This window comes from Chryseobacterium sp. TQ-BC-N36, from assembly GCF_058382295.1.
The window spans coordinates 681,421-698,409 of the sequence record NZ_CM178175.1; the positions used below are offsets into that span (position 1 = coordinate 681,421).

The 16,989-nt window shown below is 40.3% G+C and carries 18 protein-coding genes; 17 read left to right on the forward strand and 1 reads right to left on the reverse strand.

The window, feature by feature from the left end:
• The first annotated feature begins 6 nt into the window (after positions 1-6).
• On the forward strand, positions 7-2,040 hold the full coding sequence (locus AC3FI7_RS02875) for an alpha-glucuronidase (protein WP_491461348.1): 2,034 nt from the start codon (positions 7-9) through the stop codon (positions 2,038-2,040).
• A gap of 124 nt (positions 2,041-2,164) precedes the next feature.
• Here the strand turns inward: AC3FI7_RS02875 and AC3FI7_RS02880 are convergent, their stop codons facing one another.
• Positions 2,165-2,761, reverse strand: a complete 597-nt coding sequence (locus AC3FI7_RS02880) for a hypothetical protein (RefSeq protein WP_142722562.1) — start codon at positions 2,759-2,761, stop codon at positions 2,165-2,167.
• 157 nt (positions 2,762-2,918) lie between these two features.
• Here AC3FI7_RS02880 and AC3FI7_RS02885 point away from each other — a divergent pair, with 157 nt between their 5' ends.
• From AC3FI7_RS02885 to AC3FI7_RS02960, 16 genes are all read left to right on the forward strand, one after another.
• Positions 2,919-3,791, forward strand: coding sequence for an AraC family transcriptional regulator (locus AC3FI7_RS02885; protein ID WP_142722563.1), 873 nt, complete (start codon positions 2,919-2,921; stop codon positions 3,789-3,791).
• A 90-nt stretch (positions 3,792-3,881) separates the two neighbouring features.
• Positions 3,882-4,535 carry a fructose-6-phosphate aldolase gene (gene fsa, locus AC3FI7_RS02890; protein ID WP_142722564.1) on the forward strand — a complete coding sequence of 218 codons (654 nt, stop codon included), beginning with the start codon at positions 3,882-3,884 and terminating at the stop codon, positions 4,533-4,535.
• 90 nt (positions 4,536-4,625) lie between these two features.
• Positions 4,626-5,810, forward strand: coding sequence for a galactokinase (galK, locus tag AC3FI7_RS02895; RefSeq protein ID WP_491461349.1), 1,185 nt, complete (start codon positions 4,626-4,628; stop codon positions 5,808-5,810).
• The gene (locus AC3FI7_RS02900; protein ID WP_491461350.1) at positions 5,794-6,843 is read left to right on the forward strand and encodes a UDP-glucose--hexose-1-phosphate uridylyltransferase; all 1,050 of its coding nucleotides are present in this window, start codon (positions 5,794-5,796) and stop codon (positions 6,841-6,843) included. Before galK ends, AC3FI7_RS02900 begins: the two co-directional genes overlap by 17 nt.
• A gap of 78 nt (positions 6,844-6,921) precedes the next feature.
• Entirely contained in the window at positions 6,922-7,722 is an 801-nt protein-coding gene (locus AC3FI7_RS02905) for an HAD family hydrolase (RefSeq protein WP_343658306.1), read from the forward strand.
• Positions 7,723-7,753: 31 nt separating this feature from the next.
• Positions 7,754-7,960 (forward strand): ArsR family transcriptional regulator, encoded by a 207-nt coding sequence (locus tag AC3FI7_RS02910; protein ID WP_491461351.1) that lies wholly within the window; start codon positions 7,754-7,756, stop codon positions 7,958-7,960.
• Positions 7,961-8,273: 313 nt separating this feature from the next.
• The gene (locus tag AC3FI7_RS02915; RefSeq protein ID WP_491461352.1) at positions 8,274-9,095 is read left to right on the forward strand and encodes an alpha/beta fold hydrolase; all 822 of its coding nucleotides are present in this window, start codon (positions 8,274-8,276) and stop codon (positions 9,093-9,095) included.
• A 26-nt stretch (positions 9,096-9,121) separates the two neighbouring features.
• The gene (locus AC3FI7_RS02920) at positions 9,122-9,610 is read left to right on the forward strand and encodes a MaoC family dehydratase (protein WP_491461353.1); all 489 of its coding nucleotides are present in this window, start codon (positions 9,122-9,124) and stop codon (positions 9,608-9,610) included.
• Between the two features lie 134 nt (positions 9,611-9,744).
• Positions 9,745-10,656 carry an alpha/beta fold hydrolase gene (locus tag AC3FI7_RS02925; RefSeq protein ID WP_491461354.1) on the forward strand — a complete coding sequence of 304 codons (912 nt, stop codon included), beginning with the start codon at positions 9,745-9,747 and terminating at the stop codon, positions 10,654-10,656.
• 33 nt (positions 10,657-10,689) lie between these two features.
• Positions 10,690-11,322, forward strand: a complete 633-nt coding sequence (locus AC3FI7_RS02930; RefSeq protein WP_491461355.1) for a hydrolase — start codon at positions 10,690-10,692, stop codon at positions 11,320-11,322.
• 19 nt (positions 11,323-11,341) lie between these two features.
• Positions 11,342-12,730 carry an alginate export family protein gene (locus AC3FI7_RS02935; RefSeq protein ID WP_343658312.1) on the forward strand — a complete coding sequence of 463 codons (1,389 nt, stop codon included), beginning with the start codon at positions 11,342-11,344 and terminating at the stop codon, positions 12,728-12,730.
• A 20-nt stretch (positions 12,731-12,750) separates the two neighbouring features.
• Entirely contained in the window at positions 12,751-13,494 is a 744-nt protein-coding gene (locus AC3FI7_RS02940; protein ID WP_343658313.1) for a M17 family peptidase N-terminal domain-containing protein, read from the forward strand.
• A gap of 6 nt (positions 13,495-13,500) precedes the next feature.
• Positions 13,501-15,390: an amidohydrolase gene (locus tag AC3FI7_RS02945; protein ID WP_491461356.1), complete on the forward strand. Its 1,890-nt coding sequence runs from the start codon at positions 13,501-13,503 to the stop codon at positions 15,388-15,390.
• 12 nt (positions 15,391-15,402) lie between these two features.
• A complete protein-coding gene (locus AC3FI7_RS02950) occupies positions 15,403-15,828 on the forward strand; it encodes a DoxX family protein (RefSeq protein WP_142722574.1) in 426 nt (141 codons plus the stop codon).
• A gap of 1 nt (position 15,829) precedes the next feature.
• Positions 15,830-16,303 (forward strand): Dps family protein, encoded by a 474-nt coding sequence (locus tag AC3FI7_RS02955; RefSeq protein WP_142722575.1) that lies wholly within the window; start codon positions 15,830-15,832, stop codon positions 16,301-16,303.
• A gap of 4 nt (positions 16,304-16,307) precedes the next feature.
• Positions 16,308-16,973, forward strand: a complete 666-nt coding sequence (locus AC3FI7_RS02960) for a YoaK family protein (RefSeq protein WP_491461357.1) — start codon at positions 16,308-16,310, stop codon at positions 16,971-16,973.
• The last annotated feature ends 16 nt before the right edge of the window (positions 16,974-16,989 follow it).

Consider the following 16,989-nt stretch of genomic DNA (forward strand, 5'->3'; position numbering starts at 1 on the left):
TTTTCAATGCGATATCTGAGACTCAATATTCTATTTTTTCTGATCTTTCCGTTACTGGCCTTCGCGGAGGACGGAAGTCAGCTATGGCTTCGGTTTCCTGCAAAAAACGGAATATCGGCAGATAAAATTATTTCCAAAGGGAACAGTTCCACGCTGAACATTGCCAGAAAAGAGCTGAGTGGCCACTGGCAGGGGCAGGCTGTGGAACTTCGTACAGAAAACAAGGAGAAAAATCTGAAAGACGGCTACAAAATTATTTCCACGCCTGAAAAAATCGTTATTTCTGCAGGGAAAGAAATAGGACTGCTGTATGGAGTCTATCATATTTTGCGATTACAGCAGACAAAGGCCGACCTGTCTCACTTAAACACCATTGAAAAACCTTCATATGACGTAAGGATTTTGAATCATTGGGATAATCTGGACGGAAGTATTGAAAGAGGATACGCAGGAAGATCACTTTGGAAATGGGAAGATTTACCCGGTAAAATTTCTCCGCGCTATGAAGAATACGCGAGAGCTAATGCCTCTATAGGAATTAATTCCGTTGTTTTGAATAATGTGAACGCATCGCACAATATGCTTAGGGAAGACTATCTTAAGAAAGTCAAAGTTCTGGCCGATATTTTCAGACCTTATGGCATCAAGGTATATCTTTCTGTAAATTTTTCTTCACCTAAAGTGCTGGCTGGATTACAAAATTCAGATCCATTGAATAAAGATGTACAAAAGTGGTGGAAAGATAAAGCAGCTGAAATTTACAGATTAATTCCTGATTTCGGCGGTTTTTTGGTGAAAGCCAATTCCGAAGGACAGCCTGGCCCTCAGGATTATGGAAGAACGCATGCAGACGGAGCCAATATGATGGCCGATGCTCTGAAACCTTACAGTGGAATCGTTATGTGGAGAGCATTTGTCTACAGTCCGAGCAAAGACGACAGAGCCAAACAGGCTTATCTGGAATTTGTTCCTCTGGATGGTAAATTCAGGGATAATGTCATTATTCAGATCAAAAACGGTCCGGTTGATTTTCAGCCCCGCGAAGCTTTTAATCCGCTTTTCGGAGCATTAAGAAAAACTTCTGAAATGGTAGAATTTCAGATCACCCAGGAATATCTGGGCTTTTCAAATCATCTGGTTTTTCTGGCTCCATTATTCAAGGAAACACTGGATAGCGACACCTATTCTGACGGCCAGGGATCCACGATTGCTAAAATTACAGACGGTACATTAAGACCCGCAAAAATTTCAGCTATTTCAGCCGTTGCCAATATCGGGGAAGATACCAACTGGACAGGACATCATTTTGCACAGGCCAATTGGTATGCATTCGGAAGGTTGGCATGGAACCATCAACTGAGTTCAGAGCAGATTGCGGATGAATGGATTAAAATGACCTTTACAGACGATCAGAAATTCCTGGATCCGGTAAAGGAAGTCATGCTTTCTTCCAGGGAAACTGCTGTGGATTATATGATGCCTTTGGGACTTCACCATATCTTTGCTGGAGGACATCATTATGGTCCTGAGCCATGGGGAGATTATAAAGGCGGAAGACCGGACTGGTCTCCTGTCTATTACCATCAGGCTGATGCTCAGGGATTGGGCTTTAACAGAACAAAAACAGGAAGTAACGCTGTTTCACAATATTTTCCACCATTGAATGACAGATATGGGAATATCTCAACCTGCCCGGAAAATCTTATTCTATGGTTTCATCATGTTCCGTGGGATTATAAAATGAAAGACGGAAAAACACTGTGGGATGAGCTGTGTTATACCTATGATTCAGGGGTGAAAAAAGTAAGGGACTATCAGAAAGTCTGGGATAGGATGGAACCTTATATAGATAAACAGAGATTTGCTGATGTTCAGTCAAAACTCAGAATTCAGTCAAAAGATGCAGTCTGGTGGAAAGATGCCTGCCTGCTGTATTTCCAGACTTTTTCCAAAAAAACGATTCCTTATGACATCGAACGCCCTGTCCATGAACTGGAAGATCTGAAGAAGATTAAGCTGAATATGGGTCATCACAATTAAAAAATGAGGCAGCTCTTTTTCCTGATCGGAAATGGAGCTGCCTCAAAACAATAAACTGTAAGTAAAATTTTAATCCAAAATAATTGGAATGATCGATATGTCAATCTATCTGTAATAGTTGGGATTATCTGAGTGAAATCAGTCGGTTAAAAACATTTCCATTTTCTTCAACCCGGATGATGTATTGGTCTGCTGTCTTAGGATCAAGATCAAAAGTAATATCCACTTTGCCATCAGCATATTTTCTGTTGGAGTTATAATAGGTGGTATTGGAAAGGTCATATACTGAAATGCTTACAGGACCTTTTACATCAGACATGTGAAGTTTGGCCATATGCCCTGAAATGGTGTATTCAGGTTTATTGACTGAACTTACCGGCTTTTTTTCCACTTCCATTCCATTTTCAGCATTGATTTTTATTTTGTATTTCTCTATCTTCATCTCTGATTCCGCTACCAGATAATAAGTTCCCGGTACCAGACTCTGAAAATCATAAGTCTTCGTTACATGATCCCCATCTGCAAGATTTTCGGAAAATAATTCGTCATGGGCACTGTTATAAATAAAAACAGATACACTTCTGGCGTTCGAAAGCTCAAAATTCAGTGTTTTGGCCTGTACGTTTCCAAAAGAAAGGGAAAAATCCCTGTCCTTACTCATTAAGCTTGCAGAAAACAATAATGACCCTGCAAGAAATACGGTTTTTAATAATGTACTCATGGGTTAAGGCTTTTAGTGATAATTGATAATGCAAAGCTAGGACAGTAGTATTGATCATGCTACAATATAATTTTCGTATATATGTTCTATTTTAACCTTGTTTATATTTTATTGATATATTTTTGTTAATTTTGTGTAGGATAAAATATTTGAATCCATGAAGCATCTACATCCTTCGTTTGAAGCAATACGGCCCACGATTGGCAGCAGCTTTACCAGCCTGAAGTTTCTTGCCAGCGAAAATATAAAATCCCATGTTTGGCACTACCATCCTGAGATTGAACTGATCTTTGTCTGTAAGGGTTCCGGAAAAAGACAGATCGGAAGCAGCATTACCTATTTTTCAGATGGAGATCTGGTTCTGATCGGAAGCAATCTTCCCCATTGTGGACTTACGAATGAAAATACTAATAATGACTACGAGATGGTCATCCAGTTTAAACCTGATTTTTTAGGAGAACCTATATGGAACTTACCGGAAATGCAGAGGATTTCGAGTTTACTAGAAAAATCTAAGGCCGGGATAGTATTTGGGGAAGAGGTGAAGAAAAAAATCGGACAAGAAATTGTTGAAATGCATGAAGCTTCCTCTTTGGATAAGCTGTGCAGATTTCTGAAAATATTGGATGATCTGTCTGTTACTCAGGATTACAGAATTTTAAATGCAGGAAAATATTATCTCCAGACCCAGATCGAAGACAACGAAAGGATCAATCTTATATTCAACTACGTGAAAGATCATTTCAAAGAAGCCATTACGCTGGAGGAAGTTGCTGATCTTGCCAATATGAAAGTACCTTCTTTTTGCCGCTATTTTAAAAAAATTACGAACAAGACTTTTACCCGGTTTGTTAATGAGTACAGGATTACCCACGCGCTTAAGCTTCTTGCAGAACAGCCTTTAAGCATTACTGAAGTCTGCTTTGAATCCGGATTTAATAATTTCAGTTATTTTAATAAGACATTTAAAGAATATATTCAAAAAAGTCCTTCTCAATACAGGAAAGAGTTTAATTATTTCATGGAATAATTTTTGAAGAACAATAAAAAAGTCTCTTATCATACTAATTTATTAAAATATAAGTGTAATTTTAACACTTATAAATAATTAGTCACAATTATGAAATTTTTTATTGATACCGCCAACCTGGCGATGATAGAGGAAGCCCATGCTCTTGGAGTTTTGGATGGAGTAACTACAAATCCCTCACTGATGGCGAAAGAAGGAATTTCCGGAAAGCAGAATATACATCATCATTACCTTGATATCTGTAAAATTGTGGATGGGGATGTAAGTGCTGAAGTATTGGGAATTACTTTCGAAGAAATGGTTAAAGAAGGAGAAGAGCTTGCTGCACTCCATCCAAGAATTGTTGTAAAAGTACCCATGACTCAAGATGGGATCAAAGCCATCCGTTATTTTTCTGAAAAGGGAATAAAAACAAACTGTACGCTTGTATTCTCTTCCGGACAGGCACTACTGGCCGCCAAAGCAGGAGCTACTTATGTTTCTCCGTTTCTGGGAAGGCTGGATGATGTCTCTACGGATGGTCTTCATCTGATTTCGGAAATCAGAACAATTTATGACAATTATGCTTTTCAGACACAGATACTGGCTGCCTCAGTACGACACAGTATGCATATTATCAATTGTGCCAAGATAGGTGCTGATGTGGTGACATGCCCTTTGGCTCCTATACTGTCTCTTCTCAAACATCCTCTGACAGACTCAGGATTAGATCAGTTCATCAAAGATTCACAAAAAATGAAATAAGATTGGGCAGAAAAAGTATAATCTCTGTTATAAATTCAGTAGTTTTATTACACAGATCACCTAAGATCTGCTTTATCAGAAAAGATTGATATGCACGAACAGTTAATCAACCCAACTATAGAAAAGTTTAAGGCCGAATTCAAAGCAGAGCCTGAACACATTTTCCTCTCCCCGGGAAGAATCAACATTATTGGTGAGCACGTAGACTATAACGATGGTTTTGTGCTTCCTGCTGCCATAGACAAATACATCTGTTTTGCTGTTCGCAGGCTGCCCCAGACAAATGTATGTACCCTCATTGCTAAAGATCTTGGAGAAGAATATACATTTGATGTCACCATGGAAGTAAAGCCGGTACAGCAGATGTGGGCGAATTATATTCTGGGTGTTTTCAGCCAGCTTCAGAAGCCGGAAAACCCGTTTTGTGGAATGGAAATTGTCTTCAGCAGTACCATCCCGATGGGCTCCGGACTTTCTTCTTCTGCAGCACTTGAATGTGGTTTCGCCTACATCCTCAATGAGCTTTTTGATCTTCAGCTATCCAAAAAAGAGATTGCAGTGATCGGGCAAAAATCGGAACATACTTTCGCCGGAGTTCAGTGTGGTATTATGGATCAGTTTGCCTCTGTTTTCGGAAGGGAAGATAAAGTGATTATGCTCGATTGTCACTCCCTGGAATATCAGTATTTTAATGCGGATCTTAAAGGATACAGTCTGTTGCTGTTTGACAGCTGTGTAAAGCATACTCATCTGACATCCGGTTATAATGAAAGGCGTAAAGATGTTGAAAACGGTAAAAAAGTCCTTTGGAAAAAATTTCCGGAAATAGAAAAATTCAGAGACTTCACGGTGGAGATGCTTGATGGTGTAAAAGAGGAAATGGGAAGTGTTTCATACAAAAGATGTCTCTACCTGCTGAAAGAAATCCAGAGGGTGGAAATGGCAGCAAAAGCGATTTCAGAAGGAGATGTTGAATATCTTGGGACACTGCTCACGGAAACGCATGCTGGTCTTTCAACTGAGTATGAAGTCAGCTGCAATGAACTTGATTTTTTAGTGGAACATGCACTGAAGCAGAAGGGAGTATTGGGAGCAAGAATCATGGGAGGCGGTTTTGGAGGCTGCAGCATCAATCTGATTAAGGAAAATAAAGTTGAAGAAGTGATCAGCGCCGTTCGTGAAAAATATCTTGAACATTTTAATATTCAGATGAAAGTTTATCAGGTTAAAATTTCCGAAGGGATAAAAGAGTACACCAATGAATACATCATTTGACCGTAAAAAACATCCCCACAGAAGATATAATCCTCTTTTGGACGAATGGATACTGGTTTCCCCGCAGCGGGCAAACAGGCCATGGCAGGGGCAGAGAGAAGAAACAGCAGAAGAAAACCGTCTTGTATACGACCCGGACTGTTATCTCTGTTCGGGAAATAGACGTGCTAACGGAGCCAGGAACCCAGAGTATAAAGGAACCTATGTTTTTAATAATGATTTTGGAGCATTGCTGAATGAAGAAGTTGATTTTTCCAATGAAGATCCCGGATTTTTTACTCTTCTTCCCGAACGTGGTATCAACAGGGTGGTCTGTTTCTCTGAAGATCACAGCCTTACTTTACCGGAAATGTCTGTAGAACACATAAAAAATGTAGTGGATGTATGGCAGGAGCAGTTCAGTGAACTGGCCGCTCTGGAGCATATCAACTATATTCAGATTTTTGAAAACAAAGGAAGCATCATGGGTTGCAGCAATCCTCATCCGCACGGCCAGATATGGGCACAGTCGTCCATTCCGGCAATGGTTCAGAAAACCCAGACTCAGTTGAAATCGTATTTTGAAAAGAATAAGAGAACATTGCTGGAAGACTATCTTGAGCAGGAAATTGCGGCTGGCGAACGTATTGTTACAGAAAACGAGCATTTTGCAGCACTGGTACCGTTTTGGGCATCATGGCCTTATGAGACGATCATGATCAGCAAACAGAAAAGAGAAAATATTGCGACATTTTCTGAGGATGAAAAAGAGTCTTTTGCAGCGATGCTCAAGGATCTGACCACCATGTACGACAATCTTTTTGAAACATCGTTTCCTTATTCTGCAGGAATCCATCAATCTCCTACAGATGGTAAGGAACATCCGGAATGGCATTTTCATATGCACTTTTATCCTCCGCTGCTCAGGAGCGCAGAAGTTAAAAAATTTATGGTAGGATATGAAATGCTGGCAGAACCTCAGCGCGACATTACCCCGGAACAAAGTGCCGAAATATTAAGAAACCTTCCCACCATTCATTACAAGAAAAAATAATAAAATCAATATCTTTGGAAAGAATATGCAGATTGTAATTCTGATAAACGCAGAATATCGCATAACCTTAATAAAATTATGGAACAGATTAAATTAATTGTTACCGATATGGATGGGACATTTCTCAATTCCAGTCATGAAATGAGTCCTGAATTTTCGGATGTTTATAAAGAACTGAAAAAAAGAAATATTGTATTTGTACCCGCAAGCGGAAGACAGATGCCCGGGATTACCCATTATTTCGGAGATATAGAGAGTGAAATCGGTTTTATTGCTGAAAACGGAGGTTATGTCATCTATAAAGATCAGGAGCTTTTTGCCGATGTATTGGAGTATAAATATATTGTTGAGATCATCAAAGCGGTTCGGGAAATACCGGGTGCTAAAGCAGTACTGTCCGCTAAAAAAATGGCGTATTATGAAACTGAAGATCAGCAGTTTGTAGACTTTTTCTCAAAGTACTATACCGAGAATATGAAAAAGGATGATCTGACAGAAAGAATTGATGATACAGCTTTCAAAATAGCGGTTTACCATCCGGATGGCTCTGAAAAATATCTGTATCCGGCCCTTAAAAGATTTGAAGAATTCGGTCTGGAAGTGGTTGTTTCCGGCGAGTACTGGCTGGATATTATGAATAAGGATATCAATAAAGGCAATGCCCTTAAAATCCTTCAGAAATCTTTGGGAATCTCACCTGAAAATACAATGGCTTTCGGAGATTATATGAACGATATAGAAATGCTTAAGAATGCTAAATATTCTTACGCCATGAAAAATGCCCATCCGAACGTAAAACAGGTGGCCAATTTTGAAGCATGTACCAATGACAGCTTCGGAGTTCTGAAAACCATTAAAGATTATCTGCATCTGAATTAAACATCCATATAACACCAATTAAACTAATAATATGAATACATCAACCGGAAGAAAACCCGCTAAGGTCTGCTATGAGCACATCGGCGGAAAATTAGGACAGCTTCTTTTAGAACAGTTCGTTGAGAAAGGCTGGATTGCCAAAGAGAATCCTGCAGACCGTAACTATTATATTACAGAGAAAGGACAGGAAGAATTTACAAAACTGGGGCTTGAACTGTCACAAATAAAGGCAGAATAACGGATATCATCATAATTTCCGGTATTACAAATAGTATAATAATATTAAAAAAATCAGACCTGAGTCTGATTTTTTTGTTTTTAATCGTATGTAAGCAGGAATTTAGATTGGTAACACATGCTTTTGGATTTTTTCTGTGCTTAAATTTTCTATGTTTTTATATAAATACTGATAGCTGAATCATAAAACTACGGTATTTCGTAGTATAATTTATGAGTTGTTTTTATTAATATATTGGAAATCAATTGGTTTGTTGTTTTGGGTTGTTTTTTGGAATTATGCTCATAAGTTTAATTCAAAAAATACTACAACAATGAGCACATTAACATTAAAAGACGGAACAGAAATTTTTTACAAAGATCAGGGGCAGGGACCTGTATTAATGTTTCACCACGGATGGCCTTTATCATCTGATGACTGGGATGCACAGGTAATCTTTTTCCTTAAGAAAGGCTACAGAGTAGTTACCCACGACAGAAGAGGCCACGGACGTTCAAGCCAGAATATCTACAACCACACTATTGAACAATATGCTTCTGATGCTGCAGAGCTGGTTGAATTCCTTGATCTGAAAGATGTCGTACACATCGGGCATTCAACAGGTGGCGGGGAAGTGATCCGTTATGTCAACAAATATTCCAATGGAAGAGCTAAAAAAGCAGTTCTGATCAGTGCCATTCCACCGGTAATGGTGAAAAGTGAGAACAATCCTGACGGCGTTCCTATGGAAGTTTTCGACAATATCAGAGAACAGACGATGAACAACAGAAACCAGTTTTATTTTGACCTGACTTTCCCTTTCTACGGCTACAACAGAGAAGGTGCCAACGTAAAAGACGGCGTACAGAGAAACTGGTGGAGACAGGGACTGATGGGTGGAATTGTTGCTCATTATGATGGGATCAAAGCCTTTTCAGAAACAGATTTAACTGAAGATTTAAAAGCTGTGGATATTCCGGTATTGGTTCTTCATGGTGAGGATGACCAGATTGTACCGATTGAAAATTCCGCGATAAAATCAGCCAAATTACTGAAGAACGGAAAACTGATTACATATCCTGGTTTCCCTCACGGGATGCCGACTACAGAGCACCCAACCATCAACAAAGACATTCTTGAATTTATCGTTGGTTAATCATTATTCCATTCAAATCCCAAAATATGGAAAACTCAAAAGCTCACGATCCGGAATTCAATCCTGAAGATTTTGCTATTGTTCCGGCCCGTACGTTTGACGAACTGAAAGTAGGTGAAGTGTTCAGGGCGCCAAGCAGAACTCTTACTGATGCACATGCCTCAGCTTTTCAAACGGTTTCCTGTGATAATCATCCGATTCATTACGATGTGGAATATGCAAAAAGATATGGCCATGAAGCTCCGGTAGTTCACGGTTTGCAGGTATTGGCTTTTACCGCACCGGGTGCGACTCTTTTGCCTCATTACTTCGGAAGTGTTTTTATTGCTTTTTTAGAATTGTCATGTCATTTTTTGAAGGAGGTACATGCAGGAGATACGCTGTATTCTTCGTTGGAAATTACCGGTCTGACGCAGCAGGAAGACAAAGGTGTAGTGACCACAAAAGTGAGAGTCTATAACCAAAGATCTGAGCTCGTTTTAGAAGGGCAGCACAAATATTTACTAAAAAGATAATTTCCTTTTGAATCCGCTGTCTTCTTTTTAAATGGAAGCCCTCTTTTAAGGAAGGCAGCTGATTCAATACTTTGTCACCACTTTGACATGTTTACAATAAATCTGTCAAAAATCAGCCATTAAATATCATCATTATGAAACTAAAATCAATTCTTGGTGCTGCCGTGCTATTGTCAACGGTATTCTTAACTGGTGCTAATGCTCAAAATACGGCAAAATCCACAAAAGCCAGGGCAGAATATATCGAAGTGGAACCTAATGTAAGACTTCATGTTTCTGACCTTGGAGAAGGAAAACCTGTTGTTTTAATTCACGGTTATCCTGTAAGTGATGCTTCATGGGAGTACCAGTATCTTCCTTTAATCAAAGCTGGGTATCGGGTTATAGGAATCACTCTGAGAGGCTTTGGACAGTCGGACAAGCCTTATGGAAAATATAATTATGATCAGTTTGCTTCTGATATCAAAACTGTTTTGGACAAACTGGATATCAAAGATGCTACATTGGGAGGGCACTCCATGGGCGGTGCGATTGCGCTGCATTACGTGGCAAAATACAACAGTGCTCATGTCAGTAAATTAGCATTATTTGCTGCTGCTGCACCTGTTCATACCAAAAAACCTGATTATCCTTATCCGCTATTTACAAAAGAAGATATTACCAAATGGATAGATCTTGTAAGCGTAGACAGACCGGGATTACTGAACACGATAGGTGAAAGATTTGTTTTATCCGCAACTTCTGTTTCACCTGGTGTAGGCAGCTGGCTGGGAGGGATTGAAATGCAGTCATCCGCTTATGCAATGGAGCAGGCGTTAATCGCTTTAAGAGACGAAGATCTTCGTGGAGATTTACCGAAAATCAAGATTCCGACCCTTATCATGCAGGCAAGGCAGGACAGAATAGTGGCCTATGCTTTAGCAGAGCAAATGAACAAAGCTATTAAAGGATCTAAACTTATTCCTTTTGAAAACAGTGGACATGCACTGTTCCTTGAAGAAAAAGACAAATTCAATGAAGAGTTATTGAAATTTCTTAAACAATAAAAAGTAAACAAAAAAAATATCTAAATAAACTTTATGAAACCATCATCAAAACTACTTTCTCCTGAAAATCATGCACTGGTACTGATTGATTTCGAAGGACAAATGGCATTTGCCACCAAAAGTATCTCTATGAACGAACTGCGTAATAATGTTGCAGTACTGTGTGGAGCATCCAAAATATTCAATATTCCTACCATCGTTACTACGGTTGCAGAACAAAGCTTTTCAGGCCCTGTTTTCCCGGAAATTGAGGAAGCATATCCTATGGCAACCTCAGGCTATATCGACAGAACTACTATGAATACATGGGAAGATGAAGCTGCTTATAAAGCAATTGTGGGAACACAGAAACAGAAGTTGGTTTTCGCAGGATTATGGACAGGCGTTTGTATTGTGGGTCCTGCATTATCTGCACTTGAGGAAGGCTATGACGTGTATGTCATTACCGATGCCTGTGGTGATGTAAGCGATGAGGCACACGAAAGAGCCGTACAGAGAATGATCCATTCAGGAGTAAAGCCCATGACTTCTATTCAGTATATCCTGGAACTTCAGAGAGACTGGGCACGCCAGGAAACCTATGGTCCTGTAACTGACCTGATGAAAAAATATGGAGCTTCTTACGGATTGGGAATCCATTATGCTCACCATATGCTGAATCACTAAAATTCATATACCATTTTCAATGTTGAAATCTGCACCTTCAATACTGTTTTTAAAAGCTTTTTTCATAACAGTTCTTTTATGTTCTGAAACTTTATCGTCCCAGAGCTTTAAACTTCTGCGGTATGACGAAAATTATGAATACCTGAAAGATTCCACAAAGAGCTTTTATGATAAAATTAAATATCTTCCTCTCAATGAAAAGAAAGATATCTATCTCTCATTGGGTGGCGAAGCAAGGTATGAATATGTGGATTTCAACAATGAAGATTGGGGAAGGGTTAAGATAGGACACAACGACTTTTTCCTGCAGCGTTATGACCTTCATACGGACTGGCATTTCGGGAAAAATTTCAGAATATTTTCACAGATCAGAAGTGCTTTGCAAAACGGAAGAAAAAACGGTTCAAGAGCTATTGATGAAGATCAGCTGAATATTCAGAATCTCTTTCTGGATGCAGCTTTGGTGAATAAGGAAGATCAGAAGCTGATGGTGAGGCTGGGAAGACAGGAGCTGGATTACGGTTCCGGCAGATTGATTTCTGTAAGGGAAGGACCGAATGCAAGGCTGTCTTTTACAGGAGCTAAAATCATGTATTCCTATAAAAATGTTTCCGTAGATGCTTTTGCGATGATGGCAGACTCTGTCAATACCGGAGTTTTTGATAATACCATTTCAAAACAGCTTAATCTTTGGGGGCTTTATTCCAAAATTATTATTCCTGAAGCCGGAAATCTGGATCTGTATTATCTCGGAATCCGTAGAGACGAATCTGTTTTTGAAGCAGGAACTGCCAGAGAAAAAAGGCATACGGTTGGCGGAAGACTCTGGAAATATGGCGGCGGATTTATTTATAACCTGGAAGCAGCCTATCAGTTCGGACGCTTCGGAAATGAAAAGATCAGTGCGTGGACAGGATCTGTAGATATAGGTTATCTTTTTGAAAACTTTATATTCAGACCAAGTATCAATCTGAGAAACGATTATATATCAGGCGATCATTCAAAAAACGACGGAAAGCTCAATACATTTAATCCTTTATATCCGAAAGGAGGCTATTTCGGCTTCAGCCCGCAGGTGGGTCCTGTCAATTTAATTGATATTCATCCGTATATGACCCTTGATCTGACTTCCAAACTCAAAATGCAGATGGATGTTGTCTTCAACTGGCGATATTCCCTGAACGACGGAGTCTACCGGCCGAGTGGGGCACTGAACCGTCCCGGAAGCAGCTCAGATGAAAGGTATATCGGAACCGCTTATTTAACGAGTTTCACTTATAATTTCAACAAACATTTCTCTTTTGTGAGCGGGCTTCAGTATTTCCACAAAGGGCTTTTTATTGAAGATATCATTCAGGATGCAAAAAGCGGTGTTTTCTGGAATATCAGGCTGGGATTCAAATTTTAATCATTACTAAATCATTTATTATGCAAAATTCAATTTCAAAATACATCAATTGGTCAAAAATATTCTTTACAGCATTGGTGTTGGCAACTGCGGGAACCCACTTCGTTTCAGCACAGGCTGCCGCAGAAAAAACAACAGTCGGAACCTCAAAAACATGGGGAACTGTTGACGGAGTTTCTGTTGTAGGGCTGGTACAGGGACCTTCTGCCGCCAAAGCAGATTTGCAGATTGCCTGTGTTTTCGAGTATACGGAAGGAGATATTTTCAATCCGCCGGCGCTTCCCAAAGAACTGAACGGAATGGTTCATCTGGATGAAGCATTAAAAGGAATTATTACAGAAGTCCGTAAAAAAGGACAGTTCAAAGGACACGCTTTGGAAACCTTATTAATTAATCCTCCGAAAGGAAGCCTTGCCTCCGGAAAACTGCTGTTGATCGGCTTGGGTAACAGAAACTCTTTCGATGCCGAACTCATGAAAGAGGTAGGAAGTGTTGCGATGAGAGAAGCTTTGAAACTGCAGGTACATACTGTATCATTTGCCAGCGATATCAAAGATGCAGGAATTGATTCTCCGACAGCCCTGGTAGCAGAAAATGTGGTCTTAGGTGCCTTTGACGCCTATCGTGCCCAATCATATTTAAATACTCAGCATTTATCCGATAAAATGAAACTGAAAAAACTGATTCTGCTGGCCGGGCCATCATTTTTCACCGTTGCCGGAGGAGGAATTCAGGAAGCTATTTCGAAATTGAACACCAAATAATTAAAGATGAAAGCAGATCTTATCGTATACAACGGAAAAATACACACTTTCAATAAAGAAACTCCGGAAGTTTCTGCAGTAGCCATTAAAGACGGGAAAATTATCGCGGTTGGAAATGACGGACTGGCAGATCAGTTCGCAGATGAAGCCACAAAACTGATTGATCTTAAAAAGAAAAGAGTGGTGCCGGGAATCAATGATTCTCACATCCATTTGATTCGTGGCGGATTGAATTACAACCTGGAATTAAGATGGGACGGTGTTCCCTCACTGGCTGATGCGCTCAGAATGTTAAAAGACCAGGTAGACCGTACGCCTTCTCCACAATGGGTACGTGTTGTGGGAGGATGGTCCGAATTCCAGTTTGCAGAAAGAAGGATGCCTACTTTGGAGGAAATTAATGCCATTGCCCCGGAAACACCTGTTTTTATCCTGCATTTATACGACAGGGCTTTAATGAACAGAGCAGCATTGAAGGCGGTAGGATTTACCAAAAATACTCCGGCTCCGGCAGGCGGACATATTGAAAGAGATGCTAACGGTGAACCCACAGGGCTGATTATTGCGACACCCAATGCCATGATCTTATACTCAACACTGGCAAAAGGCCCGAAACTTTCTTACGAGCATCAGCTGAATTCTACCAGACATTTTATGACAGAACTGAACCGTTTCGGAATTACCAGCGTTATTGATGCCGGAGGAGGATTCCAGAATTTCCCGGATGATTATCAGGTGGTGAACGAACTGAATGAAAAAAAACAGCTTACCGTAAGGATCGCCTATAATCTTTTTACCCAGAAACCTAAGCATGAATTTGAAGATTTCAGCGATTGGATAGACACCGTAAAATTATATCAGGGGGATGATATGTACCGCCACAACGGGGCAGGAGAGATGCTGGTATTTTCGGCGGCCGATTTTGAAGATTTTCTTCAGCCAAGACCTGACCTGCCTGAAAACATGGAAGCAGATCTTGAAAAAGTAGTCCGTTTACTGGTAGAAAACCGCTGGCCATTCAGGCTTCATGCCACCTATAATGAAAGCATCACCCGGTTTTTAAATGTTTTTGAAAAAGTAAACCGCGACATTCCCTTCAATGGTCTACCATGGATTTTTGATCATGCGGAAACCATTGATGAAAAAAATATCGAAAGGGTAAAAATGCTTGGCGGCGGAATTGCCATCCAGAGCAGAATGGCTTACCAGGGAGAATATTTTGCAGACCGTTATGGTTCCCCGGCAGCAGAAAGTACACCACCCGTGAAAAAAATGCTGGAAATGGGAGTTCCTGTAGGCGGAGGCTCAGATGCCACAAGGGTAAGCAGCTACAATCCGTGGGTTTCCATGTATTGGCTGACCGCAGGTAAAACTGTTGGCGGACTTCAATTATACCACGAAACAAAGCTGGACAGAGCAACCGCATTGGAGCTCTATACAAAAGGCAGCGCATGGTTCTCTCAGGAACAGCAGAAAAAAGGTGATATCAGGGTAGGAATGTTTGCCGATCTGGCAGTTCTTGATCAGGATTATTTTACGGTTGATGATGAAGATATCAAAAATATTGAAGCGGAAATGACCATTGTAGACGGGAAAATAGTCTATGCCAAAGGAACATTCTCATCCTATGCACCACCATCTGTTCCTGTGCTTCCAGACTGGTCTCCAACGAATCTTTATAACGGATATTATCCTGCAGGCGGACATTTTCAGAAAGAAATCGAGAAAAATGCGAAACAGGATTTAAAAGCCCCACTAATCTCACAAATTCATAGCTGTGCAGGAAGCTGCGATATCCATCATCATAACCATAACCAGGCAAGGATGAGCAATGTGCCCGTTAATAATTACCACACATTCTGGGGATCTTTAGGCTGTTCGTGCTTTGCTTTTTAACGATCAATACATATGGAAATTTTAAAACAGATCCTTTCATCAGATTTAGGCTCATCATTCAATGATGCTTCATTTCTGGTTTTTCGGGTACTCCTGGCGATTCAATTGTTCAGAGTGCATGGTTTAAAGAAATTCAGGCTGGAAAACGGACAAAGGGAAGTGATTCCAAATCCTCTGGGATTGCCTGATCAACTCAATGCCATAGTCGCTTCATTTGCTGATCTGGTGGTTCCATTTCTGATCATTTTAGGACTGGGAACCAGACTTGCGGTTTTACCGACCATTGGTGTGACGGCTATCGGATATTTTGTAGTTCACAGAAAAGATTCACTGGAAGTACGGGATGTTCCTTTTATGTACACCCTTTCCCTGTTACTGATTCTTGCATTAGGGGCAGGAAGATATTCACTTGATTATTACTTATTAAATATTTTATAAAATGAAAACTTCAATCGGAATTAAAAACGAAAATTTAGCAAAAGTTGCTGAAGTACTGGTTACCACTTTAGCAGATGAATTTGTATTGTATACCAAAACAAGAAAAGCACATTGGAATGTGGAAGGACCGGATTTTTACAATAAACACCTGTTTTTTGAAGCACAATACGGACAGCTGGACGACATCATCGATGATCTGGCGGAAAGAATCAGAACGCTGGGGCATTATGCACCGGCCACTTTAAGGGAGTACCTGGCATTAACGCATCTGTCCGAACATCATCTTGAATCGAACGACAGCCTGGCTTACATCAGGGCGCTTCTTTCCGACCATGAAAGCATCATCATTCATCTTCGTGAAAATATTGAAAACTTCGCTGTTGAATTCCGTGATTCAGGGACAAGCGACTATATCACAGGGTTATTGGAAACCCATGAGAAAATGGCCTGGATGCTCCGTTCACATTTAAAATAGGAAAATGGAAATAAAACATAATATCGGCTTTGTCACCTTATTGTTAACCATGATTGCCGGATACTGTGATACCGTGACTTTTGTATCGGCAGATGCCCTTTTTTCGGCGCATGTTACAGGGAACTTTATTGTCTTTGCCTATCAGTTTGTGAAGGGATCGGATATTCATGTGTGGGTAAAGCTGCTTACTTTTCCGGTATTTATTCTTGCAGTTATGGCAGGGGGAAGGATTGCCGGAAAGGTCATCAATCATTATACGCTGTTATTCTGGGAAGGAGCATTGCTTTTGTCGGCCGGAATTATTGTAGCCGTTTTCAGTTACTATGGAACATTTTCAGAAGTCGTGATGTATACTGTGGCTATGATTACCGTTTTTGCAATGGGACTTCAGAATGCTTTCGGAAAACTTTATGCAAAAGAAACCCATGGCCCGACTACCATGATGACAGGAAATGTAACCCAGGCTTCCCTGGATTTCGGAACCCTTCTGTCAAGCGGCTTTCACCACCCTGAAGCATGGGCAAGCCTGAAGAAACAGCTGATTACCATCCTTGGATTTCTGGTAGGCTGTTTTTTAGGAGCTTATGCAGGGAAACAGTTCGGACTGGTAACATTGATTTTACCCGGACTGGCAATGATCATCTGCTATTTTTACCACCGTAAAAACTAGCAGGGGACTATGGCAG

Bases quoted from the DNA above. Each gene is read 5' to 3' on its own strand.
- AC3FI7_RS02875 (WP_491461348.1), top strand. From the start codon at position 7: ATGCGATATCTGAGACTCAATATTCTATTTTTTCTGATCTTTCCGTTA.
- AC3FI7_RS02880 (WP_142722562.1), bottom strand. From the start codon at position 2,761: ATGAGTACATTATTAAAAACCGTATTTCTTGCAGGGTCATTATTGTTT.
- AC3FI7_RS02885 (WP_142722563.1), top strand. From the start codon at position 2,919: ATGAAGCATCTACATCCTTCGTTTGAAGCAATACGGCCCACGATTGGC.
- fsa (WP_142722564.1), top strand. From the start codon at position 3,882: ATGAAATTTTTTATTGATACCGCCAACCTGGCGATGATAGAGGAAGCC.
- galK (WP_491461349.1), top strand. From the start codon at position 4,626: ATGCACGAACAGTTAATCAACCCAACTATAGAAAAGTTTAAGGCCGAA.
- AC3FI7_RS02900 (WP_491461350.1), top strand. From the start codon at position 5,794: ATGAATACATCATTTGACCGTAAAAAACATCCCCACAGAAGATATAAT.
- AC3FI7_RS02905 (WP_343658306.1), top strand. From the start codon at position 6,922: ATGGAACAGATTAAATTAATTGTTACCGATATGGATGGGACATTTCTC.
- AC3FI7_RS02910 (WP_491461351.1), top strand. From the start codon at position 7,754: ATGAATACATCAACCGGAAGAAAACCCGCTAAGGTCTGCTATGAGCAC.
- AC3FI7_RS02915 (WP_491461352.1), top strand. From the start codon at position 8,274: ATGAGCACATTAACATTAAAAGACGGAACAGAAATTTTTTACAAAGAT.
- AC3FI7_RS02920 (WP_491461353.1), top strand. From the start codon at position 9,122: ATGGAAAACTCAAAAGCTCACGATCCGGAATTCAATCCTGAAGATTTT.
- AC3FI7_RS02925 (WP_491461354.1), top strand. From the start codon at position 9,745: ATGAAACTAAAATCAATTCTTGGTGCTGCCGTGCTATTGTCAACGGTA.
- AC3FI7_RS02930 (WP_491461355.1), top strand. From the start codon at position 10,690: ATGAAACCATCATCAAAACTACTTTCTCCTGAAAATCATGCACTGGTA.
- AC3FI7_RS02935 (WP_343658312.1), top strand. From the start codon at position 11,342: ATGTTGAAATCTGCACCTTCAATACTGTTTTTAAAAGCTTTTTTCATA.
- AC3FI7_RS02940 (WP_343658313.1), top strand. From the start codon at position 12,751: ATGCAAAATTCAATTTCAAAATACATCAATTGGTCAAAAATATTCTTT.
- AC3FI7_RS02945 (WP_491461356.1), top strand. From the start codon at position 13,501: ATGAAAGCAGATCTTATCGTATACAACGGAAAAATACACACTTTCAAT.
- AC3FI7_RS02950 (WP_142722574.1), top strand. From the start codon at position 15,403: ATGGAAATTTTAAAACAGATCCTTTCATCAGATTTAGGCTCATCATTC.
- AC3FI7_RS02955 (WP_142722575.1), top strand. From the start codon at position 15,830: ATGAAAACTTCAATCGGAATTAAAAACGAAAATTTAGCAAAAGTTGCT.
- AC3FI7_RS02960 (WP_491461357.1), top strand. From the start codon at position 16,308: ATGGAAATAAAACATAATATCGGCTTTGTCACCTTATTGTTAACCATG.